Origin of the sequence: Pseudomonas sp. SWRI81 (assembly GCF_014268545.1) — a bacterium.
In the GTDB taxonomy this organism is placed as follows: Bacteria; Pseudomonadota; Gammaproteobacteria; order Pseudomonadales; family Pseudomonadaceae; genus Aquipseudomonas; species Aquipseudomonas hamedanensis.
The window spans coordinates 16,056-34,762 of sequence record NZ_JABWQS010000053.1; the positions used below are offsets into that span (position 1 = coordinate 16,056).

General features: G+C 54.6%; 32 protein-coding genes. All 32 read left to right on the forward strand.

Annotated features, from left to right (window positions below; all coding sequences use genetic code 11):
* Positions 1-195 precede the first annotated feature (195 nt).
* The 32 genes from rpsL to rplQ all read left to right on the forward strand — a co-directional run bounded on the left by rpsL (position 196) and on the right by rplQ (position 18,368).
* Positions 196-567, forward strand: coding sequence for a 30S ribosomal protein S12 (gene rpsL, locus HU765_RS23890; protein ID WP_003186084.1), 372 nt, complete (start codon positions 196-198; stop codon positions 565-567).
* 107 nt (positions 568-674) lie between these two features.
* A complete protein-coding gene (gene rpsG / locus HU765_RS23895; protein ID WP_016772941.1) occupies positions 675-1,148 on the forward strand; it encodes a 30S ribosomal protein S7 in 474 nt (157 codons plus the stop codon).
* A gap of 30 nt (positions 1,149-1,178) precedes the next feature.
* Positions 1,179-3,284, forward strand: a complete 2,106-nt coding sequence (gene fusA, locus HU765_RS23900; RefSeq protein WP_186546712.1) for an elongation factor G — start codon at positions 1,179-1,181, stop codon at positions 3,282-3,284.
* A gap of 31 nt (positions 3,285-3,315) precedes the next feature.
* Positions 3,316-4,509, forward strand: a complete 1,194-nt coding sequence (gene tuf, locus HU765_RS23905; protein WP_003176426.1) for an elongation factor Tu — start codon at positions 3,316-3,318, stop codon at positions 4,507-4,509.
* 158 nt (positions 4,510-4,667) lie between these two features.
* Positions 4,668-4,979 carry a 30S ribosomal protein S10 gene (gene rpsJ, locus HU765_RS23910; protein ID WP_003186070.1) on the forward strand — a complete coding sequence of 104 codons (312 nt, stop codon included), beginning with the start codon at positions 4,668-4,670 and terminating at the stop codon, positions 4,977-4,979.
* Positions 4,980-5,059: 80 nt separating this feature from the next.
* Positions 5,060-5,695: a 50S ribosomal protein L3 gene (gene rplC, locus HU765_RS23915; protein ID WP_003228738.1), complete on the forward strand. Its 636-nt coding sequence runs from the start codon at positions 5,060-5,062 to the stop codon at positions 5,693-5,695.
* Between the two features lie 12 nt (positions 5,696-5,707).
* Complete coding sequence (gene rplD / locus HU765_RS23920) at positions 5,708-6,310, forward strand: 50S ribosomal protein L4 (RefSeq protein ID WP_003228735.1); 603 nt, start codon at positions 5,708-5,710, stop codon at positions 6,308-6,310.
* Entirely contained in the window at positions 6,307-6,606 is a 300-nt protein-coding gene (gene rplW / locus HU765_RS23925; protein WP_002555488.1) for a 50S ribosomal protein L23, read from the forward strand. Before rplD ends, rplW begins: the two co-directional genes overlap by 4 nt.
* 14 nt (positions 6,607-6,620) lie before the next feature.
* Positions 6,621-7,445 (forward strand): 50S ribosomal protein L2, encoded by an 825-nt coding sequence (rplB, locus tag HU765_RS23930; protein WP_003228734.1) that lies wholly within the window; start codon positions 6,621-6,623, stop codon positions 7,443-7,445.
* Between the two features lie 16 nt (positions 7,446-7,461).
* Positions 7,462-7,737 carry a 30S ribosomal protein S19 gene (rpsS, locus tag HU765_RS23935; RefSeq protein WP_003228731.1) on the forward strand — a complete coding sequence of 92 codons (276 nt, stop codon included), beginning with the start codon at positions 7,462-7,464 and terminating at the stop codon, positions 7,735-7,737.
* Between the two features lie 11 nt (positions 7,738-7,748).
* Positions 7,749-8,081 carry a 50S ribosomal protein L22 gene (rplV, locus tag HU765_RS23940; RefSeq protein WP_003103908.1) on the forward strand — a complete coding sequence of 111 codons (333 nt, stop codon included), beginning with the start codon at positions 7,749-7,751 and terminating at the stop codon, positions 8,079-8,081.
* Positions 8,082-8,094: 13 nt separating this feature from the next.
* Positions 8,095-8,781, forward strand: a complete 687-nt coding sequence (rpsC, locus tag HU765_RS23945) for a 30S ribosomal protein S3 (RefSeq protein ID WP_003176422.1) — start codon at positions 8,095-8,097, stop codon at positions 8,779-8,781.
* A 12-nt stretch (positions 8,782-8,793) separates the two neighbouring features.
* Complete coding sequence (gene rplP / locus HU765_RS23950; protein ID WP_007896757.1) at positions 8,794-9,207, forward strand: 50S ribosomal protein L16; 414 nt, start codon at positions 8,794-8,796, stop codon at positions 9,205-9,207.
* On the forward strand, positions 9,207-9,398 hold the full coding sequence (gene rpmC, locus HU765_RS23955; protein WP_002555481.1) for a 50S ribosomal protein L29: 192 nt from the start codon (positions 9,207-9,209) through the stop codon (positions 9,396-9,398). Before rplP ends, rpmC begins: the two co-directional genes overlap by 1 nt.
* A gap of 2 nt (positions 9,399-9,400) precedes the next feature.
* Positions 9,401-9,667 (forward strand): 30S ribosomal protein S17, encoded by a 267-nt coding sequence (rpsQ, locus tag HU765_RS23960; RefSeq protein WP_003194644.1) that lies wholly within the window; start codon positions 9,401-9,403, stop codon positions 9,665-9,667.
* A 23-nt stretch (positions 9,668-9,690) separates the two neighbouring features.
* Positions 9,691-10,059, forward strand: coding sequence for a 50S ribosomal protein L14 (rplN, locus tag HU765_RS23965; RefSeq protein WP_002555479.1), 369 nt, complete (start codon positions 9,691-9,693; stop codon positions 10,057-10,059).
* 11 nt (positions 10,060-10,070) lie between these two features.
* The gene (rplX, locus tag HU765_RS23970; RefSeq protein ID WP_186546713.1) at positions 10,071-10,385 is read left to right on the forward strand and encodes a 50S ribosomal protein L24; all 315 of its coding nucleotides are present in this window, start codon (positions 10,071-10,073) and stop codon (positions 10,383-10,385) included.
* A 20-nt stretch (positions 10,386-10,405) separates the two neighbouring features.
* The gene (gene rplE / locus HU765_RS23975; protein ID WP_003176415.1) at positions 10,406-10,945 is read left to right on the forward strand and encodes a 50S ribosomal protein L5; all 540 of its coding nucleotides are present in this window, start codon (positions 10,406-10,408) and stop codon (positions 10,943-10,945) included.
* A 13-nt stretch (positions 10,946-10,958) separates the two neighbouring features.
* Positions 10,959-11,264, forward strand: a complete 306-nt coding sequence (gene rpsN / locus HU765_RS23980; RefSeq protein ID WP_126366851.1) for a 30S ribosomal protein S14 — start codon at positions 10,959-10,961, stop codon at positions 11,262-11,264.
* Positions 11,265-11,472: 208 nt separating this feature from the next.
* Entirely contained in the window at positions 11,473-11,865 is a 393-nt protein-coding gene (gene rpsH / locus HU765_RS23985; protein ID WP_016772944.1) for a 30S ribosomal protein S8, read from the forward strand.
* A 12-nt stretch (positions 11,866-11,877) separates the two neighbouring features.
* Positions 11,878-12,411: a 50S ribosomal protein L6 gene (gene rplF, locus HU765_RS23990; RefSeq protein ID WP_003176412.1), complete on the forward strand. Its 534-nt coding sequence runs from the start codon at positions 11,878-11,880 to the stop codon at positions 12,409-12,411.
* Positions 12,412-12,421: 10 nt separating this feature from the next.
* Positions 12,422-12,772, forward strand: coding sequence for a 50S ribosomal protein L18 (rplR, locus tag HU765_RS23995; RefSeq protein WP_003186037.1), 351 nt, complete (start codon positions 12,422-12,424; stop codon positions 12,770-12,772).
* Between the two features lie 3 nt (positions 12,773-12,775).
* Positions 12,776-13,276, forward strand: a complete 501-nt coding sequence (gene rpsE, locus HU765_RS24000; protein ID WP_064392263.1) for a 30S ribosomal protein S5 — start codon at positions 12,776-12,778, stop codon at positions 13,274-13,276.
* A 2-nt stretch (positions 13,277-13,278) separates the two neighbouring features.
* A complete protein-coding gene (gene rpmD / locus HU765_RS24005) occupies positions 13,279-13,455 on the forward strand; it encodes a 50S ribosomal protein L30 (RefSeq protein ID WP_003176408.1) in 177 nt (58 codons plus the stop codon).
* Between the two features lie 3 nt (positions 13,456-13,458).
* Positions 13,459-13,896: a 50S ribosomal protein L15 gene (gene rplO, locus HU765_RS24010; RefSeq protein WP_003228720.1), complete on the forward strand. Its 438-nt coding sequence runs from the start codon at positions 13,459-13,461 to the stop codon at positions 13,894-13,896.
* Positions 13,897-15,225, forward strand: coding sequence for a preprotein translocase subunit SecY (gene secY / locus HU765_RS24015; protein ID WP_016772945.1), 1,329 nt, complete (start codon positions 13,897-13,899; stop codon positions 15,223-15,225).
* A gap of 27 nt (positions 15,226-15,252) precedes the next feature.
* Positions 15,253-15,369, forward strand: a complete 117-nt coding sequence (gene rpmJ / locus HU765_RS24020; RefSeq protein ID WP_002555468.1) for a 50S ribosomal protein L36 — start codon at positions 15,253-15,255, stop codon at positions 15,367-15,369.
* 130 nt (positions 15,370-15,499) lie between these two features.
* Positions 15,500-15,856 carry a 30S ribosomal protein S13 gene (rpsM, locus tag HU765_RS24025; protein WP_009045849.1) on the forward strand — a complete coding sequence of 119 codons (357 nt, stop codon included), beginning with the start codon at positions 15,500-15,502 and terminating at the stop codon, positions 15,854-15,856.
* A gap of 30 nt (positions 15,857-15,886) precedes the next feature.
* The gene (rpsK, locus tag HU765_RS24030; RefSeq protein WP_002555466.1) at positions 15,887-16,276 is read left to right on the forward strand and encodes a 30S ribosomal protein S11; all 390 of its coding nucleotides are present in this window, start codon (positions 15,887-15,889) and stop codon (positions 16,274-16,276) included.
* A gap of 18 nt (positions 16,277-16,294) precedes the next feature.
* The gene (gene rpsD / locus HU765_RS24035; protein ID WP_085718224.1) at positions 16,295-16,915 is read left to right on the forward strand and encodes a 30S ribosomal protein S4; all 621 of its coding nucleotides are present in this window, start codon (positions 16,295-16,297) and stop codon (positions 16,913-16,915) included.
* 22 nt (positions 16,916-16,937) lie between these two features.
* Positions 16,938-17,939 (forward strand): DNA-directed RNA polymerase subunit alpha, encoded by a 1,002-nt coding sequence (gene rpoA, locus HU765_RS24040; protein WP_003186012.1) that lies wholly within the window; start codon positions 16,938-16,940, stop codon positions 17,937-17,939.
* A 42-nt stretch (positions 17,940-17,981) separates the two neighbouring features.
* The gene (gene rplQ / locus HU765_RS24045) at positions 17,982-18,368 is read left to right on the forward strand and encodes a 50S ribosomal protein L17 (protein ID WP_003176402.1); all 387 of its coding nucleotides are present in this window, start codon (positions 17,982-17,984) and stop codon (positions 18,366-18,368) included.
* Positions 18,369-18,707 lie beyond the last annotated feature (339 nt).

Genomic DNA, 18,707 nt, shown 5'->3' on the forward strand with positions numbered 1-18,707 from the left:
AGGCCCTGATCGCTCCGTTCATCGAATCGCGACATTTAGTCGAGGTTTGAAGGGCGGGGAGGTCGGGGCCTTGCCTTGACTGGGGCCAAGATCCTCTTTAGACTCTTGATCCCCTAAATTTGGCGGGAATTCGTTCCTGCCATTTTGCTTTTCTTGCAAGACAATAGCGTCGCAAGACAACAGTGGAGCTAGTAGATGGCAACTATCAACCAGCTGGTACGTCAGCCGCGTAAGCGTATCGTCGAGAAATCCGACGTACCTGCGCTGCAGAACTGCCCGCAACGTCGTGGCGTGTGCACCCGTGTGTACACCACTACGCCGAAAAAACCTAACTCGGCACTGCGTAAAGTATGCCGTGTGCGTCTGACCAACGGTTTCGAGGTTTCCTCGTACATCGGCGGTGAAGGCCACAACCTGCAAGAGCACAGCGTGGTACTGATCCGCGGCGGTCGTGTAAAAGACTTGCCAGGTGTTCGTTACCACACCGTTCGCGGCTCCTTGGATACTTCCGGCGTTAAAGGTCGTAACCAGGGTCGTTCGAAGTACGGTACCAAGCGTCCGAAGTAATCGGTCGTTTTGCAGATTTTTATTTTATTGAGTCGATAAGAGTAAGGTCGGGCACGCATCCTCTGGATCTGTCCCGAGCTAACCTGAAGACCGCTTGAGGGCTTATCATGCCAAGACGTCGCGTAGCAGCAAAGCGTGAGATTCTGGACGATCCGAAATACGGAAGCCAGATCCTCGCCAAATTCATGAACCACGTTATGGAAAGCGGCAAGAAAGCCGTTGCCGAACGTATCGTTTATGGTGCCCTGGAAACCGTTGCGGCCCGTAAGGCTGGCACCGATCCCCTGGAACTCTTCGAAAAAGCACTCGACGCCATCGCTCCGCTGGTCGAAGTGAAGTCGCGCCGCGTTGGTGGTGCTACTTACCAGGTTCCGGTCGAGGTTCGTCCTTCCCGTCGTAACGCTCTGGCAATGCGCTGGTTGGTAGACTTCGCACGCAAGCGTGGCGAGAAGTCTATGGCTCTGCGTTTGGCTGGCGAACTGCTGGATGCTGCTGAAGGTAAAGGTGCTGCTGTTAAGAAGCGTGAAGACGTGCACCGTATGGCCGAAGCTAACAAAGCTTTCTCGCACTACCGCTTCTAATTTTAGCTTCACTAATTTTGCGAGGGCTTTATGGCTCGTACTACTCCGATTAGCCGCTACCGTAACATCGGTATCGTCGCTCACGTGGATGCTGGTAAAACCACCACCACCGAGCGCGTACTGTTTTACACCGGCAAAAGTCACAAAATGGGCGAGGTGCATGACGGCGCCGCGACCACAGACTGGATGGTTCAGGAGCAGGAGCGTGGTATTACCATTACTTCTGCTGCCATTACCGCCTTCTGGAAAGGTTCCGAGAAGCAGTACTCTCACGAGCACCGTTTCAACGTAATCGATACCCCGGGCCACGTAGACTTCACCATTGAAGTAGAGCGCTCCCTGCGCGTACTCGACGGCGCTGTCGTTGTGTTCTGCGGTACTTCGGGTGTTGAGCCGCAGTCGGAAACCGTATGGCGTCAAGCCAACAAGTACGGTGTTCCACGTCTTGTTTACGTAAACAAGATGGACCGTGCTGGCGCCAACTTCCTGCGCGTGATCGGTCAGATCAAGCAGCGTCTGGGTCACACTCCGGTGCCGATCCAGTTGGCCATCGGTTCGGAAGACAACTTCCAGGGTCAGATCGATCTGATCAACATGCAAGCTGTCTACTGGAACGACTCTGACAAAGGTATGGTCCCTGTTCGCAAGGACATCCCTGCCGAGCTGCAAGAGCTGGCTGAAGAGTGGCGCAACAACATGGTTGAAGCTGCCGCCGAAGCCAACGAAGAGCTGATGAACAAGTACCTGGAAGGCGAAGAGCTGTCGATCGAAGAGATCAAGGCTGCTTTGCGTCAGCGTACTATCGCCGGCGAAATCGTTCTGGCCGTTTGCGGTTCTTCGTTCAAGAACAAGGGCGTTCCCCTGGTTCTCGACGCCGTTATCGACTACCTGCCTGCTCCGACCGACATTCCTGCTATCAAGGGTACCAACCCTGATAACGAGGAAGAAGAGATGGAGCGTCATGCAGACGACAGCGAGCCTTTCGCGGCTCTGGCGTTCAAGATCGCTACTGACCCATTCGTGGGTACTCTGACTTTCGTCCGCGTTTACTCGGGCGTGTTGAACTCCGGCGACGGCGTGATCAACTCGGTCAAAGGCAAGAAAGAGCGCGTGGGTCGTATGGTGCAAATGCACGCAAACGCCCGTGAAGAGATCAAGGAAGTACGCGCTGGCGACATCGCGGCCCTGATCGGCATGAAGGACGTCACCACTGGTGAAACCCTCTGCAACGCTGACAAGCCAATCATCCTGGTTCGCATGGACTTCCCGGAGCCGGTTATTTCGGTTGCCGTAGAGCCTAAGACCAAGGATGACCAGGAAAAAATGGGTATCGCTCTGGGCAAACTCGCTCAGGAAGACCCGTCTTTCCGCGTTAAAACTGATGAAGAGACTGGTCAAACGATCATCTCCGGCATGGGCGAGCTGCACCTGGACATCCTGGTTGACCGGATGCGCCGTGAGTTCAACGTCGAAGCCAACATCGGCAAGCCTCAGGTTTCGTATCGTGAGCGCATCACGAAGAGCTGTGAAATCGAAGGCAAGTTCGTTCGTCAGTCCGGCGGTCGTGGTCAGTTCGGTCACTGCTGGATCCGTTTTGCTCCTGCTGACGAAGGTCAGGAAGGTCTGCAATTCGTGAACGAAGTAGTAGGTGGTGTGGTTCCTAAGGAATACATCCCGGCTATCCAGAAGGGTATCGAAGAGCAGATGAAGAACGGCGTTGTTGCCGGCTATCCGCTGATCGGCCTGAAGGCTACCGTGTTCGATGGTTCTTACCACGACGTCGACTCCAACGAGATGGCGTTTAAAGTGGCTGCTTCCATGGCGACCAAGCAACTGGCCCAGAAGGGTGGTGGTGAGTTGCTCGAGCCGATCATGGCGGTAGAGGTTGTTACGCCTGAAGACTATATGGGTGATGTGATGGGCGACCTTAACCGTCGTCGCGGCATGATCCAGGGTATGGAAGACACAGTGTCCGGCAAGGTTATCCGTGCCGAGGTTCCACTGGGTGAGATGTTCGGTTATGCGACCGACGTTCGTTCCATGTCCCAGGGTCGCGCAAGCTACTCTATGGAATTCAAAAAATACGATACGGCTCCGTCGCACATCGTCGAATCCGTAACCAAAAAACAAGGCTGATTCAGCCCCTTTAGGCTAGGAGTTAATTGTCGTGGCTAAAGAAAAATTTGATCGTTCCCTACCGCACGTCAACGTTGGCACCATTGGTCACGTTGACCACGGTAAAACCACTCTGACTGCTGCTCTGACTCGCGTTTGCTCCGAAGTATTCGGTTCGGCAATCGTTGACTTCGACAAGATCGACAGCGCGCCAGAAGAAAAAGCTCGTGGTATCACCATCAACACCGCGCACGTTGAATACAATTCGCTGATCCGTCACTACGCTCACGTTGACTGCCCAGGTCACGCTGACTATGTGAAGAACATGATCACCGGTGCTGCCCAGATGGACGGCGCAATCCTGGTTTGCTCGGCCGCTGATGGTCCGATGCCACAAACCCGTGAGCACATCCTGCTGTCCCGTCAGGTAGGCGTTCCGTACATCGTGGTTTACCTGAACAAGGCTGACCTGGTAGACGACGCTGAGCTGCTGGAACTGGTTGAGATGGAAGTGCGCGATCTGCTGAGCACTTACGACTTCCCAGGTGACGACACTCCGATCATCATCGGTTCTGCTCGTATGGCTCTGGAAGGCAAAGACGATAACGAAATGGGCACCACGTCCGTTCGTAAGCTGGTTGAGACTCTGGACAGCTACATCCCGGATCCAGTCCGTGTTATCGACAAGCCGTTCCTGATGCCAATCGAAGACGTATTCTCGATCTCCGGTCGCGGTACTGTTGTAACCGGTCGTATCGAGCGCGGTATCGTCAAGGTTCAGGATCCACTGGAAATCGTTGGTCTGCGTGACACCACCGTCACCACCTGCACCGGTGTTGAAATGTTCCGTAAACTGCTCGACGAAGGTCGTGCTGGCGAGAACTGCGGCGTTCTGCTGCGTGGTACCAAGCGTGACGACGTTGAGCGTGGCCAGGTTCTGGTCAAGCCAGGTTCGGTCAAGCCGCACACCAAGTTCGAAGCTGAAGTGTACGTACTGAGCAAAGAAGAAGGCGGTCGTCACACTCCGTTCTTCAAAGGCTACCGTCCACAGTTCTACTTCCGTACTACTGACGTGACTGGTAACTGCGAACTGCCGGAAGGCGTTGAGATGGTAATGCCGGGCGACAACATCAAAATGGTTGTTACCCTGATCAAAACCATCGCAATGGAAGACGGTCTGCGTTTCGCTATTCGCGAAGGCGGCCGTACCGTTGGTGCTGGCGTTGTAGCTAAAATCATCGAGTAATTATCTCTTCTGAGATAGCTCCATGTTTTGAGAGGGCCCCCGCTTAGCGGGGGCCTTTTTTATTGGGTTGACACCTATCAGGGGCGTCTATAGAATTGCGCCTCCTTTTAACGGGCGTATTGCGCTCGGTGGGAATAGCAGCCGGAGTCTGAAATCCAATGCAAAATCAGCAAATCCGTATCAGGTTGAAGGCTTTTGACCATCGCCTGATCGACCAATCAACCCAGGAAATCGTGGAAACCGCGAAACGTACTGGTGCTCAAGTGCGTGGTCCAATTCCACTGCCTACCCGTAAAGAGCGGTTCACCGTTCTGGTTTCCCCGCACGTCAACAAAGACGCGCGCGACCAGTACGAGATCCGCACTCATAAGCGTGTACTGGACATCGTCCAGCCAACGGATAAAACCGTTGATGCGCTGATGAAGCTTGATCTTGCGGCCGGTGTGGAAGTGCAGATCAGCCTCGGCTAAGACTCGGTCTTGGTCGTGTAACGCTCTGAAATGGGCGGCCATAGCGGGTGAAAGCCCCGTACACTCATGAGGTTTACAACATGACTATTGGTGTAGTCGGTCGTAAATGCGGTATGACCCGTATTTTCACCGAAGAAGGTGTCTCCATTCCGGTCACGGTCATTGAGATCGAGCCGAATCGCGTCACCCAGTTCAAAACTGAAGAGACCGATGGCTATCGTGCAGTGCAAGTCACTGTCGGCGAGCGTCGCGCTTCGCGTGTAACAGCAGCTCAAGCTGGCCACTTCGCTAAAGCGAACGTTGCCGCTGGTCGCACCACCATGGAATTCCGTCTTGAAGAAGGCGAGTACCAGGCTGGCGATCTGATCAACGCTGAAATCTTCGCCGCTGGTCAACTGGTTGATGTAACCGGTCAGTCCAAGGGTAAAGGCTTCCAGGGTACGATCAAGCGTTGGAATTTCCGCGGGCAAGATAACACCCACGGTAACTCCGTATCCCACCGCGTCCCAGGCTCTATCGGCCAGTGCCAGACTCCTGGTCGTGTATTCAAGGGCAAAAAAATGTCCGGTCATATGGGCGCTGAGCGCGTGACCGTGCAGTCCCTGGAAGTAGTGCGCGTGGACGCTGAACGCAATCTGTTGTTGGTCAAGGGTGCTGTTCCTGGCGCTACTGGCGGCAACCTGGTTGTACGTCCGGCAGCCAAGGCTCGCGGTTAAGGGGAAGCTGACATGCAATTAAATGTAAATGACGCTCAAGCGATCGAAGTTTCCGAACTGACATTTGGCGGCGAATTCAACGAGACGCTGGTTCACCAAGCAGTCGTGGCCTACATGGCCGGCGGCCGTCAGGGTAGCAAGCAGCAGAAGACCCGTTCCGACGTTCGTGGTGGCGGCAAGCGCCCATGGCGTCAGAAAGGTACTGGCCGTGCTCGTGCCGGTACTATCCGTAGCCCAATCTGGCGTGGCGGCGGTACCACTTTCGCAGCTCGTCCACAGGATCACTCCCAGAAGCTGAACAAGAAGATGTATCGCGCAGCAATGCGTTCCATCCTTGCTGAGCTGGTGCGTACTGATCGTCTGGTCGTGGTTCAGGATTTCGCTGTTGAAACTCCGAAAACCAAAGATCTGCTGGGCAAACTGAACAACATGAGCCTGACCGACGTTCTGATCGTGTCGGACGCTGTTGATCAGAACCTGTACCTGGCTGCTCGCAACCTGCCGCACGTAGATGTACGTGATGTGCAAGGTTCCGATCCAGTTAGTCTGATCGCATACGACAAGGTGTTGATCACCGTGTCGGCCGTGAAGAAATTCGAGGAGCTGCTGGGATGAACCAGGAACGCGTATTTAAAGTTCTGCTTGGCCCGCACGTTTCCGAGAAGGCTACGGTTCTGGCAGACAAGAAAGGCCAGTTCGTTTTCAAGGTTGCTACTGACGCAACCAAGCTGGAAATCAAGAAGGCCGTCGAAAGCCTGTTCAGCGTGAAAGTTGAGCGTGTTACTACCCTGAACGTTCTGGGTAAGAGCAAGCGCACAGCTCGCGGTCTGGGCAAGCGCAATGACTGGAAGAAGGCAGTTATCTCCCTTCAGCCAGGCCAAGATCTCGATTTCAGCAGCAGTGCTGAGTAAGGAAGGGGTGCATCATGGCAATCGTTAAATGCAAACCGACTTCCCCTGGCCGCCGTTTTGTGGTCAAGGTGGTCAACCAGGAGCTGCATAAAGGCGCTCCTCACGCACCGCTGCTCGAGAAAAAATCGAAGACTGGTGGTCGTAACAACAATGGCCGTATTACCACGCGTCACATCGGTGGTGGTCATAAGCAGCATTATCGTATGGTCGATTTCCGTCGCAACGACAAAGATGGCATCGTCGCCACTGTCGAGCGTATCGAATACGATCCAAACCGTACTGCTCACATCGCACTGCTTTGCTACGCAGACGGCGAGCGCCGCTACATCATCGCCCCTAAAGGCGTGAGTGCTGGCGACCAGCTGATCGCGGGCGCTCTGGCTCCAATCAAGCCAGGCAACGCTCTGCAACTGCGCAACATTCCAGTCGGTTCTACCGTACACGGCATCGAATTGAAGCCAGGTAAAGGTGCACAGATCGCTCGTTCCGCTGGTGCTTCGGCTCAGTTGATCGCTCGTGAAGGTGTCTACGTGACCCTGCGTCTGCGTTCCGGTGAAATGCGTAAAGTCCTGGCTGAATGCCGTGCGACCCTGGGCGAAGTCTCGAACTCCGAGCACAGCCTGCGTTCGCTGGGTAAAGCTGGTGCCAAGCGCTGGCGTGGCGTTCGCCCAACCGTTCGTGGTGTTGCCATGAACCCGGTTGACCACCCACATGGTGGTGGTGAAGGTCGTACCTCTGGTGGTCGTCATCCGGTATCGCCATGGGGCTTCCCGACTAAGGGCGCGAAGACTCGTGGTAATAAGCGTACCGACAAAATGATCGTCCGTCGTCGCAAGTAAATAGAGGGATACGACAGTGCCACGTTCTCTGAAAAAAGGTCCTTTTATTGATCTTCACCTACTGAAGAAGATCGAAGTGGCGGCGGAAAAGAACGATCGCAAACCAATTAAGACTTGGTCGCGTCGTTCGATGATCCTGCCACAAATGGTCGGTCTGACCATCGCAGTACACAACGGTCGTCAACACGTCCCAGTTCTCGTTAACGAAGACATGGTCGGCCACAAACTGGGCGAGTTCGCCGGTACCCGCACTTATCGCGGGCACGTGGCTGACAAGAAAGCCAAGCGTTAAGGGGTTAGGAAATGGAAGTAGCCGCTAAGTTGTCGGGCGCTCGAATCTCCGCCCAGAAAGCCCGCTTGGTCGCCGACCAGATCCGCGGGAAGAAGGTGGGCGAAGCGCTCAACCTGTTGGCTTTCAGCAGTAAGAAAGCCGCCGAGATCATGAAGAAAGTGCTGGAGTCGGCCGTAGCCAACGCCGAGCATAACGAAGGCGCAGACGTTGATGACCTGAAGGTCAGCACTGTTTTCGTCAACGAAGGGCGTTCGCTGAAGCGCATCATGCCACGTGCCAAAGGCCGTGCTGATCGCATCGTCAAGCGGTCTTGCCATATCACTGTCAAGGTTGCTGACAAGTAACGGAGTCGAAGAGATGGGTCAGAAAGTACATCCCATTGGCATTCGCCTGGGAATCGTCAAGGAGCACACCTCCGTCTGGTACGCAGACGGTCGGACTTATGCGGACTACTTGTTCGCAGATCTGAAAGTGCGTGAGTATCTCCAAGACAAACTAAAAAGCGCGTCCGTAAGCCGTATCGATATCCATCGTCCGGCACAAACAGCACGTATCACCATCCACACCGCTCGTCCAGGTATCGTTATCGGGAAGAAAGGTGAAGATGTTGAGAAACTGCGTCAGGACCTGACCAAGCAAATGGGTGTGCCTGTGCACATCAATATCGAAGAGATCCGCAAGCCGGAGCTCGACGGTATGCTGGTTGCGCAGAGCGTAGCTCAGCAGCTGGAGCGTCGTGTAATGTTCCGTCGCGCTATGAAGCGCGCAGTACAGAACGCCATGCGCATTGGTGCCAAAGGCATCAAAATCCAAGTGAGCGGTCGTCTCGGCGGTGCTGAAATCGCACGTACTGAATGGTATCGCGAAGGTCGTGTGCCATTGCACACCCTGCGTGCCGACATCGACTATGCCAACTACGAAGCTCACACCACCTACGGTGTGATCGGTGTAAAGGTTTGGATCTTCAAAGGCGAAGTTATTGGTGGTCGCCAAGAAGAACTGAAACCACAAGCACCAGCGCCTCGTAAAAAAGCTGCTAAGTAAGGGGTACGCCAAATGTTGCAACCAAAGCGTACGAAGTTCCGCAAGCAGATGACCGGCCACAACCGTGGTCTGGCTCAGCGCGGTAGCAAAGTCAGCTTCGGCGAGTTCGCGCTGAAGTCTGTAGCTCGTGGTCGTCTCACCGCTCGTCAGATCGAGTCAGCGCGTCGTGCTCTGACCCGTCACGTAAAACGTGGCGGCAAGATCTGGATCCGTGTATTCCCGGACAAGCCGATCTCCAAAAAACCTCTCGAGGTTCGTATGGGTAAAGGTAAGGGTAGTGTGGAGTACTGGGTTGCCCAGATTCAGCCAGGCAAAGTCCTGTATGAAATCGAGGGTGTTTCTGAAGAGCTGGCGCGTGAGGCTTTTGCCCTGGCTGCTGCAAAGCTGCCGCTCGCCACCGCCTTTGTTAAACGGACGGTGATGTGATGAAAGCGAATGAACTTCGTGAAAAATCCGCACAGCAGCTGAACGAGCAACTGCTCGGCTTGCTGCGCGACCAGTTCAATCTGCGTATGCAGAAAGCAACTGGCCAGTTGGGGCAGTCTCATCTGCTCTCGCAAGTTAAGCGTGACATCGCTCGCGTGAAGACTGTGCTCAACCAGCAGGCAGGTAAGTGATCATGGCTGAAGCCGAAAAAACTGTCCGTACGCTGACTGGCCGTGTTGTCAGCGACAAGATGGACAAAACCATCACCGTATTGATCGAGCGTCGCGTAAAGCACCCGATCTACGGTAAATACGTTAAGCGTTCGACTAAGCTGCACGCGCACGACGAAACCAATCAGTGCCACATCGGCGACAAAGTCACTATTCGTGAAACTCGTCCTATGGCCAAGACCAAGTCTTGGGCGCTGGTTGATGTTCTCGAACGCGCTGTGGAAGTCTAAGGACTAGGGGTCGGAGAAATTATATGATTCAGACTCAATCCATGCTCGATGTGGCCGATAACAGCGGCGCTCGCCGCGTTATGTGCATCAAGGTGCTGGGTGGCTCCCATCGTCGTTACGCTGGTATCGGTGACATCATCAAAGTTACCGTGAAGGAAGCAATTCCTCGCGGTAAAGTGAAAAAAGGCCAAGTGATGACTGCTGTTGTAGTCCGCACTCGTCACGGCGTACGTCGTGCTGATGGCTCCATTATCCGCTTTGATGGCAACGCTGCTGTTCTTCTGAACAACAAGCAAGAGCCGATCGGCACCCGTATCTTTGGGCCAGTGACCCGTGAACTTCGTACCGAGAAGTTCATGAAGATCGTCTCGCTCGCCCCAGAAGTGCTGTAAGGAGATCCGACATGCAAAAGATTCGTCGTGACGACGAGATCATCGTGATCGCCGGCAAAGACAAAGGTAAGCGCGGTAAGGTGCTCAAGGTTCTTGCTAATAACCGTCTGGTTGTTGGTGGTCTGAACCTGGTCAAGCGTCATACCAAGCCTAACCCGATGTCGGGCGTGCAAGGCGGTATCGTCGAAAAAGAAGCTCCACTGGACGCTTCTAACGTCGCCATTTTCAACGGCGAAACCAACAAGGCTGACCGCGTTGGTTTTAAAGTAGAAGATGGCAAGAAAATTCGTGTCTTCAAGTCGACCCAAAAAGCGGTTGATGCTTGAACACTGCTAGGTAGAAGACCATGGCACGACTAAAAGAGATTTACTGGAAGGAAATCGCACCGAAGCTTAAGGAAGAACTTAAGCTTTCGAACGTGATGGAAGTTCCACGCGTTACAAAAATCACCCTGAACATGGGTCTGGGCGAAGCAGTCGGTGACAAAAAAGTCATTGAGCATGCTGTTGCTGACCTGGAAAAGATCACCGGCCAAAAAGTCGTTGTGACCTACGCTCGTAAATCCATCGCTGGCTTCAAAGTCCGCGAAGGATGGCCGATCGGCGTCAAGGTGACTCTGCGCCGTGAGCGTATGTACGAGTTCCTGGATCGTCTGCTGTCGATCTCCCTGCCTCGGGTTCGCGACTTCCGCGGCCTGAATGCCAAGTCCTTCGATGGTCGTGGCAACTACAGCATGGGCGTGAAAGAGCAGATCATTTTCCCGGAAATCGACTACGACAAGATCGATGCTCTCCGCGGTCTGGACATTACCCTGACCACCACTGCCAAGAACGATGATGAAGGCCGCGCTCTGCTGCGTGCGTTCAAATTCCCGTTCCGCAACTGATTGGAGTAGGAAAATGGCTAAGATGAGCATGAAGAACCGTGAGCTGAAGCGTCAGCTCACTGTTGCCAAGTACGCCACCAAGCGTGCAGCGCTGAAAGCTATCATCGTCGATCTGAACGCAAGTCCAGAAGCGCGTTGGGAAGCTACCGTAGCTCTGCAGAAGCAACCACGTGACGCAAGCGCTTCGCGCATGCGTAACCGTTGCCGCCTGACTGGTCGTCCGCACGGCGTTTACCGCAAGTTCGGCCTCGGTCGTAACAAGCTGCGTGAAGCTGCAATGCGTGGTGACGTTCCAGGTCTGGTTAAAGCCAGCTGGTAATCGCTGTCAAAGTCTCGGTGTTCGGGTTTGCAAGAACCTGACCGCCGGTGATCTTGAATCTGAATCAAGCCCCTTTTGGGGCTTGATTCATTTCTGGGGTGTGTCTAGAATGACCGGCTCGCCTGAGCCCGTGTTTTTCTGCCCGGAAGTTCTCGGCGACAAGTAGTAGCCGCAAGGCTAATTTTTTTGTATTAGGAGCGTCTAGCCCATGAGTATGCAGGACCCGTTAGCGGACATGCTAACTCGAATCCGTAATGCCCAGATGGCTGAAAAGTCTGTCGTAAGCATGCCGTCTTCCACGTTGAAGGCTGCTGTAGCAAAAGTCCTGAAGGACGAAGGTTACATCGCGGATTTTCAGATCACCACCGACGCCAAGCCGTCGTTGTCCATCTCGCTGAAGTACTTCGAAGGCCGTCCGGTTATCGAAGAAGTGAAGCGCGTTAGTCGTCCAGGCCTGCGTCAGTACAAGTCCGTTGAAGATCTGCCGAAAGTTCGTGGCGGTCTTGGCGTGTCTATCGTCTCCACCAACAAAGGTGTGATGACGGATCGTGCTGCGCGCGCTGCCGGTGTCGGCGGCGAAGTTCTTTGCACTGTGTTCTAAGGGGGGATAAGCATGTCTCGCGTCGCTAAGAACCCCGTTAAGCTGCCAGCCGGTGTCGAAGTCAAATTCGCAGGCCAACAGCTTTCGGTGAAGGGTGCCAAGGGTACTCTTGAACTGAACATCCATTCGTCCGTTGAGATCGTTGAAGAAGCTGGTGAGCTGCGTTTCGCTGCTCGCAATGGCGATCAACAAACTCGCGCAATGGCCGGTACCACGCGTGCGTTGGTAAACAACATGGTCCAGGGCGTAAGCCAAGGCTTCGAGCGCAAGCTCCAGCTGGTCGGTGTTGGTTACAAAGCGCAAGCAAAAGGCACGGTTCTGAACCTTGCCCTTGGCTTCTCGCACCCAGTGGATTACGAACTGCCGGAAGGCATCACCGCTGAGACTCCTAGCCAGACCGATATCCTGATCAAGGGCATCGACAAGCAGCTGGTAGGTCAAGTGGCCGCTGAGATCCGCGACTTCCGTCCACCAGAGCCGTACAAAGGCAAAGGTGTGCGCTACGCGGACGAAGTCGTCCGTCGTAAAGAAGCCAAGAAGAAGTAGGGCATAGCAAATGACCGACAAAAAAGTTACTCGACTGCGTCGCGCTCGCAAAGCACGCCTGAAAATGCACGAACTCGAAGTCGTGCGTCTCTGCGTGTTCCGCTCGTCGCAGCACATCTACGCCCAGGTCATCTCGGCCGACGGCAACAAAGTCCTGGCAAGTGCCTCGACTTTGGATAAAGAACTGCGTGATGGTGCCACTGGCAACATCGACGCGGCCACAAAGGTTGGCCAGCTGGTCGCTACGCGTGCTAAGGCCGCTGGCGTCTCGCAAGTGGCTTTCGACCGCTCTGGCTTCAAGTACCACGGCCGCGTTAAAGCGCTGGCTGATGCTGCTCGTGAAGCTGGGCTGGAGTTCTAAGTTATGTCAAATAACGACCAAAAGCGCGACGAAGGCTACATCGAGAAGCTGGTTCAAGTTAACCGCGTAGCCAAAACCGTTAAAGGCGGCCGTATCTTCACTTTCACCGCGTTGACCGTGGTAGGTGATGGTAAAGGGCGTGTTGGCTTCGGCCGTGGCAAGTCACGTGAAGTGCCTGCTGCGATCCAGAAGGCAATGGAAGCTGCTCGCCGCAACATGATCCAAGTTGACCTGAACGGCACCACTCTGCAGTACGCAATGAAGTCCGGTCACGGCGCTTCGAAGGTGTACATGCAGCCTGCTTCTGAAGGTACCGGTATCATCGCTGGCGGCGCTATGCGTGCTGTCCTCGAAGTTGCTGGTGTACAGAACGTTCTGGCCAAGTGCTATGGCTCGACTAACCCGGTAAACGTGGTTCACGCCACTTTCAAGGGTCTGAAGGCTATGCAATCTCCTGAGTCCATCGCTGCCAAGCGTGGTCTGACTGTCAAGGAGATCTTCTGATCATGGCTACCGTTAAAGTAACGCTGATCAAAAGCATGACCGGCCGCATCCCTAACCACAAACTGTGCGTTAAGGGTCTGGGTCTGCGTCGCATCGGTCACACTGTAGAAGTCCAGGATACTCCCGAGAATCGCGGGATGATCAACAAGGCTTACTACATGCTGCGTGTCGAGGGTTAATCGATGAAACTCAATGATCTGAGTCCAGCGCCGGGTTCCCGTCGCGAAAAGCATCGTCCGGGCCGTGGTATCGGTAGTGGTTTGGGCAAGACCGGTGGCCGTGGCCACAAAGGTCAGACCTCCCGCTCCGGTGGCACCATCGCTCCAGGCTTTGAAGGCGGTCAACAGCCGCTGCATCGTCGTCTGCCTAAGTTCGGTTTCGTTTCCCTGAAGGCCATGGACCGCGCAGAAGTGCGTCTGTCCGAGCTGGCTAAAGTGGAAGGCGACATCGTTACTGTGCAGTCCCTGAAAGATGCCAACGTGATCAACGTCAACGTACAGCGTGTGAAAATCATGCTGTCCGGTGAAGTGACTCGCGCTGTCACTATCGGCAAGGGAATCGGCGCCACCAAAGGTGCGCGTGCGGCTATCGAAGCAGCTGGCGGCAAGTTCGAGGAATAAATGGCTAAGCAAGGTGCTCTCTCTGCGCTCGGCAAAGGCGGTATGTCTGAACTCTGGGCTCGTCTGCGTTTTCTGTTCCTGGCGATTATCGTCTACCGAATAGGCGCACACATCCCGGTTCCAGGTATCAACCCGGACCGTCTCGCGGACCTGTTTCGACAGAATGAGGGGACCATTCTTAGCTTGTTCAACATGTTTTCCGGCGGCGCGCTGGAACGGATGAGCATCTTTGCACTGGGGATCATGCCGTATATTTCGGCATCGATCATCATGCAACTGATGACCGCCGTCAGCCCGCAACTGGAGCAGTTGAAGAAGGAAGGTGAAGCTGGCCGTCGCAAGATCAGCCAGTACACCCGCTACCTCACCGTCGCTCTCGCTCTAGTCCAGGCCATTGGCATGTCCATTGGTCTGGCGGGGCAGGGCGTGGCGTTCACTGGTGACTTTGGCTTCCATTTCGTCGCGGTAACCACATTTGTGGCTGGTGCGATGTTCATGATGTGGCTGGGTGAGCAGATTACTGAGCGTGGTGTTGGCAACGGTATCTCGATGTTGATTTTTTCGGGTATCGTCGCCGGTCTTCCGAGAGCAATCGGGCAGTCTTTCGAGTCTGCGCGTCAGGGTGATATCAACATCTTCGCCCTGGTTGCCATCGGTTTGCTGGCAGTAGCGATTATCGGTTTCGTGGTGTTCATTGAGCGTGGTCAGCGTCGTATTGCTGTTCACTACGCCAAGCGTCAGCAGGGCCGTAAGGTCTTCGCTGCGCAGACTAGCCACTTGCCGCTGAAGGTGAACATGGCCGGTGTTATTCCGGCTATTTTCGCGAGCAGCATTTTGCTGTTCCCGGCTTCGTTGGGTGCCTGGTTCGGTCAGTCTGAAGGTATGGGCTGGTTGCAGGACATCTCGCAGTCGATCGCTCCTGGTCAGCCGTTGAATATTCTGCTGTTTAGTGCAGGGATTATTTTCTTCTGCTTCTTCTATACGGCGTTGATGTTCAATCCGAAAGACGTAGCGGAAAACCTGAAGAAGTCCGGTGCCTTTATTCCGGGCATTCGTCCAGGTGAGCAGTCTGCGCGCTACATTGATGGCGTTCTGACTCGCTTGACCCTGTTCGGTGCTCTTTACATGACGGCCGTGTGCTTGCTTCCCCAGTTCCTGGTGGTTGCAGCCAACGTACCGTTCTACCTTGGCGGGACCTCGTTGCTGATCGTGGTCGTGGTTGTGATGGACTTCATGTCCCAAGTACAATCGCACCTCGTTTCGCACCAGTACGAATCCCTGATGAAGAAAGCCAACCTGAAGGGTTACGGCAGCGGCATGTTGCGCTGAGTACCCATAAGGTTCGAGGAGTTGGTGATGAAAGTTCGTGCATCGGTGAAAAAGCTGTGCCGTAACTGCAAGATTATTCGCCGCGAAGGTGTTGTTCGAGTAATTTGCAGCGCGGAACCGCGTCACAAACAGCGCCAAGGCTGAGTGTGATTGTGCTTCAAGCCCGGTAGCTAGTGCGCTACCGGGTTGATTATTTGTTATTACAGCGATATTATCTCGCGCCCTATTTCTTGGCTTCCGGGGCGTAGGTAGCTGTCAATTGGAGTCCCACTGAATGGCCCGTATTGCAGGCGTTAACATTCCAGATAACAAGCATACTGTTATCTCGCTGACCTACATCTATGGTGTTGGTCGCACTACTGCACAGAAAATCTGTGCAGAAACTGGGGTAAACCCAGCAGCAAAGATCAAAGATCTGAGCGACGAGCAAATTGAACAGCTGCGTGGCGAAGTGGCGAAGTTTACCACTGAAGGTGACCTGCGTCGCGAAATCAACATGAAAATCAAGCGCTTGATGGACCTCGGTTGCTATCGCGGTCTGCGTCATCGTCGCGGTCTTCCAGTGCGCGGTCAGCGTACCAAGACCAACGCGCGTACCCGTAAAGGTCCGCGTAAGCCGATCCGCAAGTAATCGCCCCAGCGAATCGACAGGAATTTAATCATGGCAAAACCTGCTGCTCGTCCTCGTAAAAAAGTTAAAAAGACAGTGGTTGATGGCATCGCCCACATCCATGCATCTTTTAACAACACCATCGTGACCATCACCGACCGTCAAGGTAACGCTCTTTCCTGGGCTACCTCCGGTGGTTCGGGTTTCCGCGGTTCCCGCAAGTCCACCCCGTTTGCTGCTCAAGTAGCTGCTGAACGTGCTGGTCAAGCTGCGCTGGAATACGGCCTGAAAAACCTCGACGTCAACGTCAAAGGTCCAGGTCCAGGTCGTGAATCCGCAGTCCGCGCTTTGAACGGCTGTGGCTACAAGATCGCCAGCATCACCGACGTGACGCCAATCCCGCACAACGGGTGCCGTCCGCCGAAGAAGCGCCGCGTGTAATCCAGGAGATTGTAAAGAATGGCTCGTTACATTGGTCCAAAATGCAAACTCGCTCGTCGCGAAGGCACCGATCTCTTCCTGAAGAGCGGCGTGCGCGCGATCGAATCGAAGTGCAACATTGAAGCAGCACCTGGTATCCACGGCCAACGCCGCGGCCGCCAGTCCGACTACGGCACCCAACTGCGTGAAAAGCAGAAGGTCCGTCGTATCTACGGCGTTCTCGAGCGTCAGTTCAGCGGCTACTACAAAGAAGCTGCTGGCAAAAAAGGTGCAACCGGTGAAAACCTGCTGCAACTGCTCGAATGCCGTCTGGACAACGTTGTATACCGTATGGGCTTTGGTTCGACTCGTGCCGAATCCCGTCAGCTGGTATCGCACAAGTCGATCAGCGTCAACGGTCAGACCGTAAACGTTCCGTCGTATCAGGTTCGTGCTGGTGACGTGGTTGCAGTTCGCGAGAAAGCAAAAAACCAACTTCGCATTGTCCAAGCTCTCGATCTGTGTGCCCAACGTGGCCGCGTAGAATGGGTAGAAGTAGACGCTGAGAAGAAGTCGGGCGTTTTCAAGAACGTTCCTGCTCGCAGTGATCTGTCCGCCGACATCAACGAAAGCCTGATTGTCGAGCTCTACTCCAAGTAAGGGCTAGAAAATAGGTGCATCCATGCAGATTTCGGTAAATGAGTTCCTGACACCCCGCCACATTGATGTGCAGGTTGTCAGTCCAACCCGCGCCAAGATCACTCTCGAGCCTCTCGAGCGTGGTTTTGGCCACACCCTGGGCAACGCGCTGCGACGCATCCTGTTGTCCTCAATGCCCGGCTGCGCAGTAGTCGAGGCCGAGATTGACGGTGTGCTCCACGAGTACAGCGCCATCGAAGGTGTACAGGAAGACGTAATTGAAATCCTGTTGAACCTTAAAGGTCTGGCCATCAAGCTGCACGGTCGTGACGAAGTTACGCTGACCTTGTCGAAGAAGGGTTCGGGGGTGGTTACCGCTGCCGATATTCAGCTGGATCATGATGTCGAGATCGTTAATCCCGATCACGTAATCGCTAACCTGGCGTCTAACGGCGCCCTGAACATGAAGCTCACCGTAGCTCGTGGTCGTGGTTATGAACCAGCCGACTCGCGTCAGAGCGATGAAGACGAAAGCCGCAGCATCGGTCGCTTGCAGCTTGACTCTTCGTTCAGCCCGGTTCGCCGTATCGCGTACGTGGTGGAAAACGCCCGTGTCGAGCAGCGTACCAACCTGGACAAGCTGGTTATTGATCTGGAAACCAACGGTACTCTGGATCCTGAAGAGGCTATTCGCCGCGCTGCAACCATCCTGCAACAGCAGTTGGCTGCGTTCGTCGACCTCAAGGGTGACAGTGAGCCAGTGGTTGTCGAGCAGGAAGACGAGATCGATCCGATCCTGCTTCGCCCGGTTGACGATCTGGAACTGACTGTACGTTCGGCTAACTGCCTTAAGGCGGAAAACATCTACTACATCGGCGACCTGATTCAGCGTACCGAAGTAGAGCTGTTGAAGACTCCGAACCTGGGCAAGAAATCCTTGACTGAAATCAAGGACGTTCTGGCCTCCCGCGGTCTGTCCCTCGGCATGCGCCTCGACAACTGGCCGCCTGCAAGTCTTAAGAAGGACGACAAGGCGACTGCCTGATCGTCGTAATCACCGAACGTAGTGTTTGGTAAGGAATGAACCATGCGTCATCGTAAAAGTGGTCGTCACCTGAGCCGCACCAGCTCGCACCGCAAGGCCATGTTCCAAAACATGGCGGTGTCGCTGTTCGAGCACGAGCTGATCAAAACTACTCTGCCAAAAGCCAAAGAACTGCGCCGCGTTGCCGAGCCGCTGATCACTCTGGCCAAGACAGACAGCCTGGCTAACCGCCGTCTGGCTTTCGACCGTACTCGCTCGAAAGCTATCGTTGGTAAGCTCTTCAACGACCTGGGCAAGCGTTATGCTACCCGTGAGGGTGGCTACCTGCGCATCCTCAAGTGCGGTTTCCGCGCTGGCGACAACGCGCCTATGGCGTACGTCGAGTTGGTTGATCGTGCTACTGCTGGCGAAGCTGTATCCGCCGAGTAAGACGTCAGTCTGAAACAAAGAACCGGGCCTAGTGCCCGGTTTTTTGTGTCTGTAGAAAATGCGCGGTTCGTACAAGCTTCTGTCATTGTTCTGGCGTCACTATGTGCCGGGAAGCTTAATTAGAAATTATCTATCGATGTCCGCAAGTTAATGAATTTGTGACCGTCGCGCTGATGATCGATACTCCCCCCAAGCCGATTAGCCGGCAGTTTCAAGACTGACAGAGGAAGAAGACCGCATGAGCCAGATCAAAACGCTTACGACCGCCAGTGGCGCACCTGTCGCTGATAACCAGAATTCTCGCTCCGCCGGCCCACGTGGCCCGCTGCTGCTCGACGA

What these genes read in the sequence shown, in the direction of transcription:
- rpsN (WP_126366851.1), top strand. Translation starts at nt 10,959, where the DNA reads ATGGCTAAGATGAGCATGAAGAACCGTGAGCTGAAGCGTCAGCTCACT.
- fusA (WP_186546712.1), top strand. Translation starts at nt 1,179, where the DNA reads ATGGCTCGTACTACTCCGATTAGCCGCTACCGTAACATCGGTATCGTC.
- rplV (WP_003103908.1), top strand. Translation starts at nt 7,749, where the DNA reads ATGGAAGTAGCCGCTAAGTTGTCGGGCGCTCGAATCTCCGCCCAGAAA.
- rpsM (WP_009045849.1), top strand. Translation starts at nt 15,500, where the DNA reads ATGGCCCGTATTGCAGGCGTTAACATTCCAGATAACAAGCATACTGTT.
- rplC (WP_003228738.1), top strand. Translation starts at nt 5,060, where the DNA reads ATGACTATTGGTGTAGTCGGTCGTAAATGCGGTATGACCCGTATTTTC.
- rpoA (WP_003186012.1), top strand. Translation starts at nt 16,938, where the DNA reads ATGCAGATTTCGGTAAATGAGTTCCTGACACCCCGCCACATTGATGTG.
- rpsD (WP_085718224.1), top strand. Translation starts at nt 16,295, where the DNA reads ATGGCTCGTTACATTGGTCCAAAATGCAAACTCGCTCGTCGCGAAGGC.
- rplE (WP_003176415.1), top strand. Translation starts at nt 10,406, where the DNA reads ATGGCACGACTAAAAGAGATTTACTGGAAGGAAATCGCACCGAAGCTT.
- rplO (WP_003228720.1), top strand. Translation starts at nt 13,459, where the DNA reads ATGAAACTCAATGATCTGAGTCCAGCGCCGGGTTCCCGTCGCGAAAAG.
- rpsE (WP_064392263.1), top strand. Translation starts at nt 12,776, where the DNA reads ATGTCAAATAACGACCAAAAGCGCGACGAAGGCTACATCGAGAAGCTG.
- rplB (WP_003228734.1), top strand. Translation starts at nt 6,621, where the DNA reads ATGGCAATCGTTAAATGCAAACCGACTTCCCCTGGCCGCCGTTTTGTG.
- rpsG (WP_016772941.1), top strand. Translation starts at nt 675, where the DNA reads ATGCCAAGACGTCGCGTAGCAGCAAAGCGTGAGATTCTGGACGATCCG.
- rpmJ (WP_002555468.1), top strand. Translation starts at nt 15,253, where the DNA reads ATGAAAGTTCGTGCATCGGTGAAAAAGCTGTGCCGTAACTGCAAGATT.
- rplR (WP_003186037.1), top strand. Translation starts at nt 12,422, where the DNA reads ATGACCGACAAAAAAGTTACTCGACTGCGTCGCGCTCGCAAAGCACGC.
- rplN (WP_002555479.1), top strand. Translation starts at nt 9,691, where the DNA reads ATGATTCAGACTCAATCCATGCTCGATGTGGCCGATAACAGCGGCGCT.
- rplP (WP_007896757.1), top strand. Translation starts at nt 8,794, where the DNA reads ATGTTGCAACCAAAGCGTACGAAGTTCCGCAAGCAGATGACCGGCCAC.
- secY (WP_016772945.1), top strand. Translation starts at nt 13,897, where the DNA reads ATGGCTAAGCAAGGTGCTCTCTCTGCGCTCGGCAAAGGCGGTATGTCT.
- rplW (WP_002555488.1), top strand. Translation starts at nt 6,307, where the DNA reads ATGAACCAGGAACGCGTATTTAAAGTTCTGCTTGGCCCGCACGTTTCC.
- rplD (WP_003228735.1), top strand. Translation starts at nt 5,708, where the DNA reads ATGCAATTAAATGTAAATGACGCTCAAGCGATCGAAGTTTCCGAACTG.
- rpsL (WP_003186084.1), top strand. Translation starts at nt 196, where the DNA reads ATGGCAACTATCAACCAGCTGGTACGTCAGCCGCGTAAGCGTATCGTC.
- rpmC (WP_002555481.1), top strand. Translation starts at nt 9,207, where the DNA reads ATGAAAGCGAATGAACTTCGTGAAAAATCCGCACAGCAGCTGAACGAG.
- rplX (WP_186546713.1), top strand. Translation starts at nt 10,071, where the DNA reads ATGCAAAAGATTCGTCGTGACGACGAGATCATCGTGATCGCCGGCAAA.
- rplF (WP_003176412.1), top strand. Translation starts at nt 11,878, where the DNA reads ATGTCTCGCGTCGCTAAGAACCCCGTTAAGCTGCCAGCCGGTGTCGAA.
- rpsC (WP_003176422.1), top strand. Translation starts at nt 8,095, where the DNA reads ATGGGTCAGAAAGTACATCCCATTGGCATTCGCCTGGGAATCGTCAAG.
- rpsQ (WP_003194644.1), top strand. Translation starts at nt 9,401, where the DNA reads ATGGCTGAAGCCGAAAAAACTGTCCGTACGCTGACTGGCCGTGTTGTC.
- rpsK (WP_002555466.1), top strand. Translation starts at nt 15,887, where the DNA reads ATGGCAAAACCTGCTGCTCGTCCTCGTAAAAAAGTTAAAAAGACAGTG.
- rpsH (WP_016772944.1), top strand. Translation starts at nt 11,473, where the DNA reads ATGAGTATGCAGGACCCGTTAGCGGACATGCTAACTCGAATCCGTAAT.
- rpsJ (WP_003186070.1), top strand. Translation starts at nt 4,668, where the DNA reads ATGCAAAATCAGCAAATCCGTATCAGGTTGAAGGCTTTTGACCATCGC.
- rpmD (WP_003176408.1), top strand. Translation starts at nt 13,279, where the DNA reads ATGGCTACCGTTAAAGTAACGCTGATCAAAAGCATGACCGGCCGCATC.
- rplQ (WP_003176402.1), top strand. Translation starts at nt 17,982, where the DNA reads ATGCGTCATCGTAAAAGTGGTCGTCACCTGAGCCGCACCAGCTCGCAC.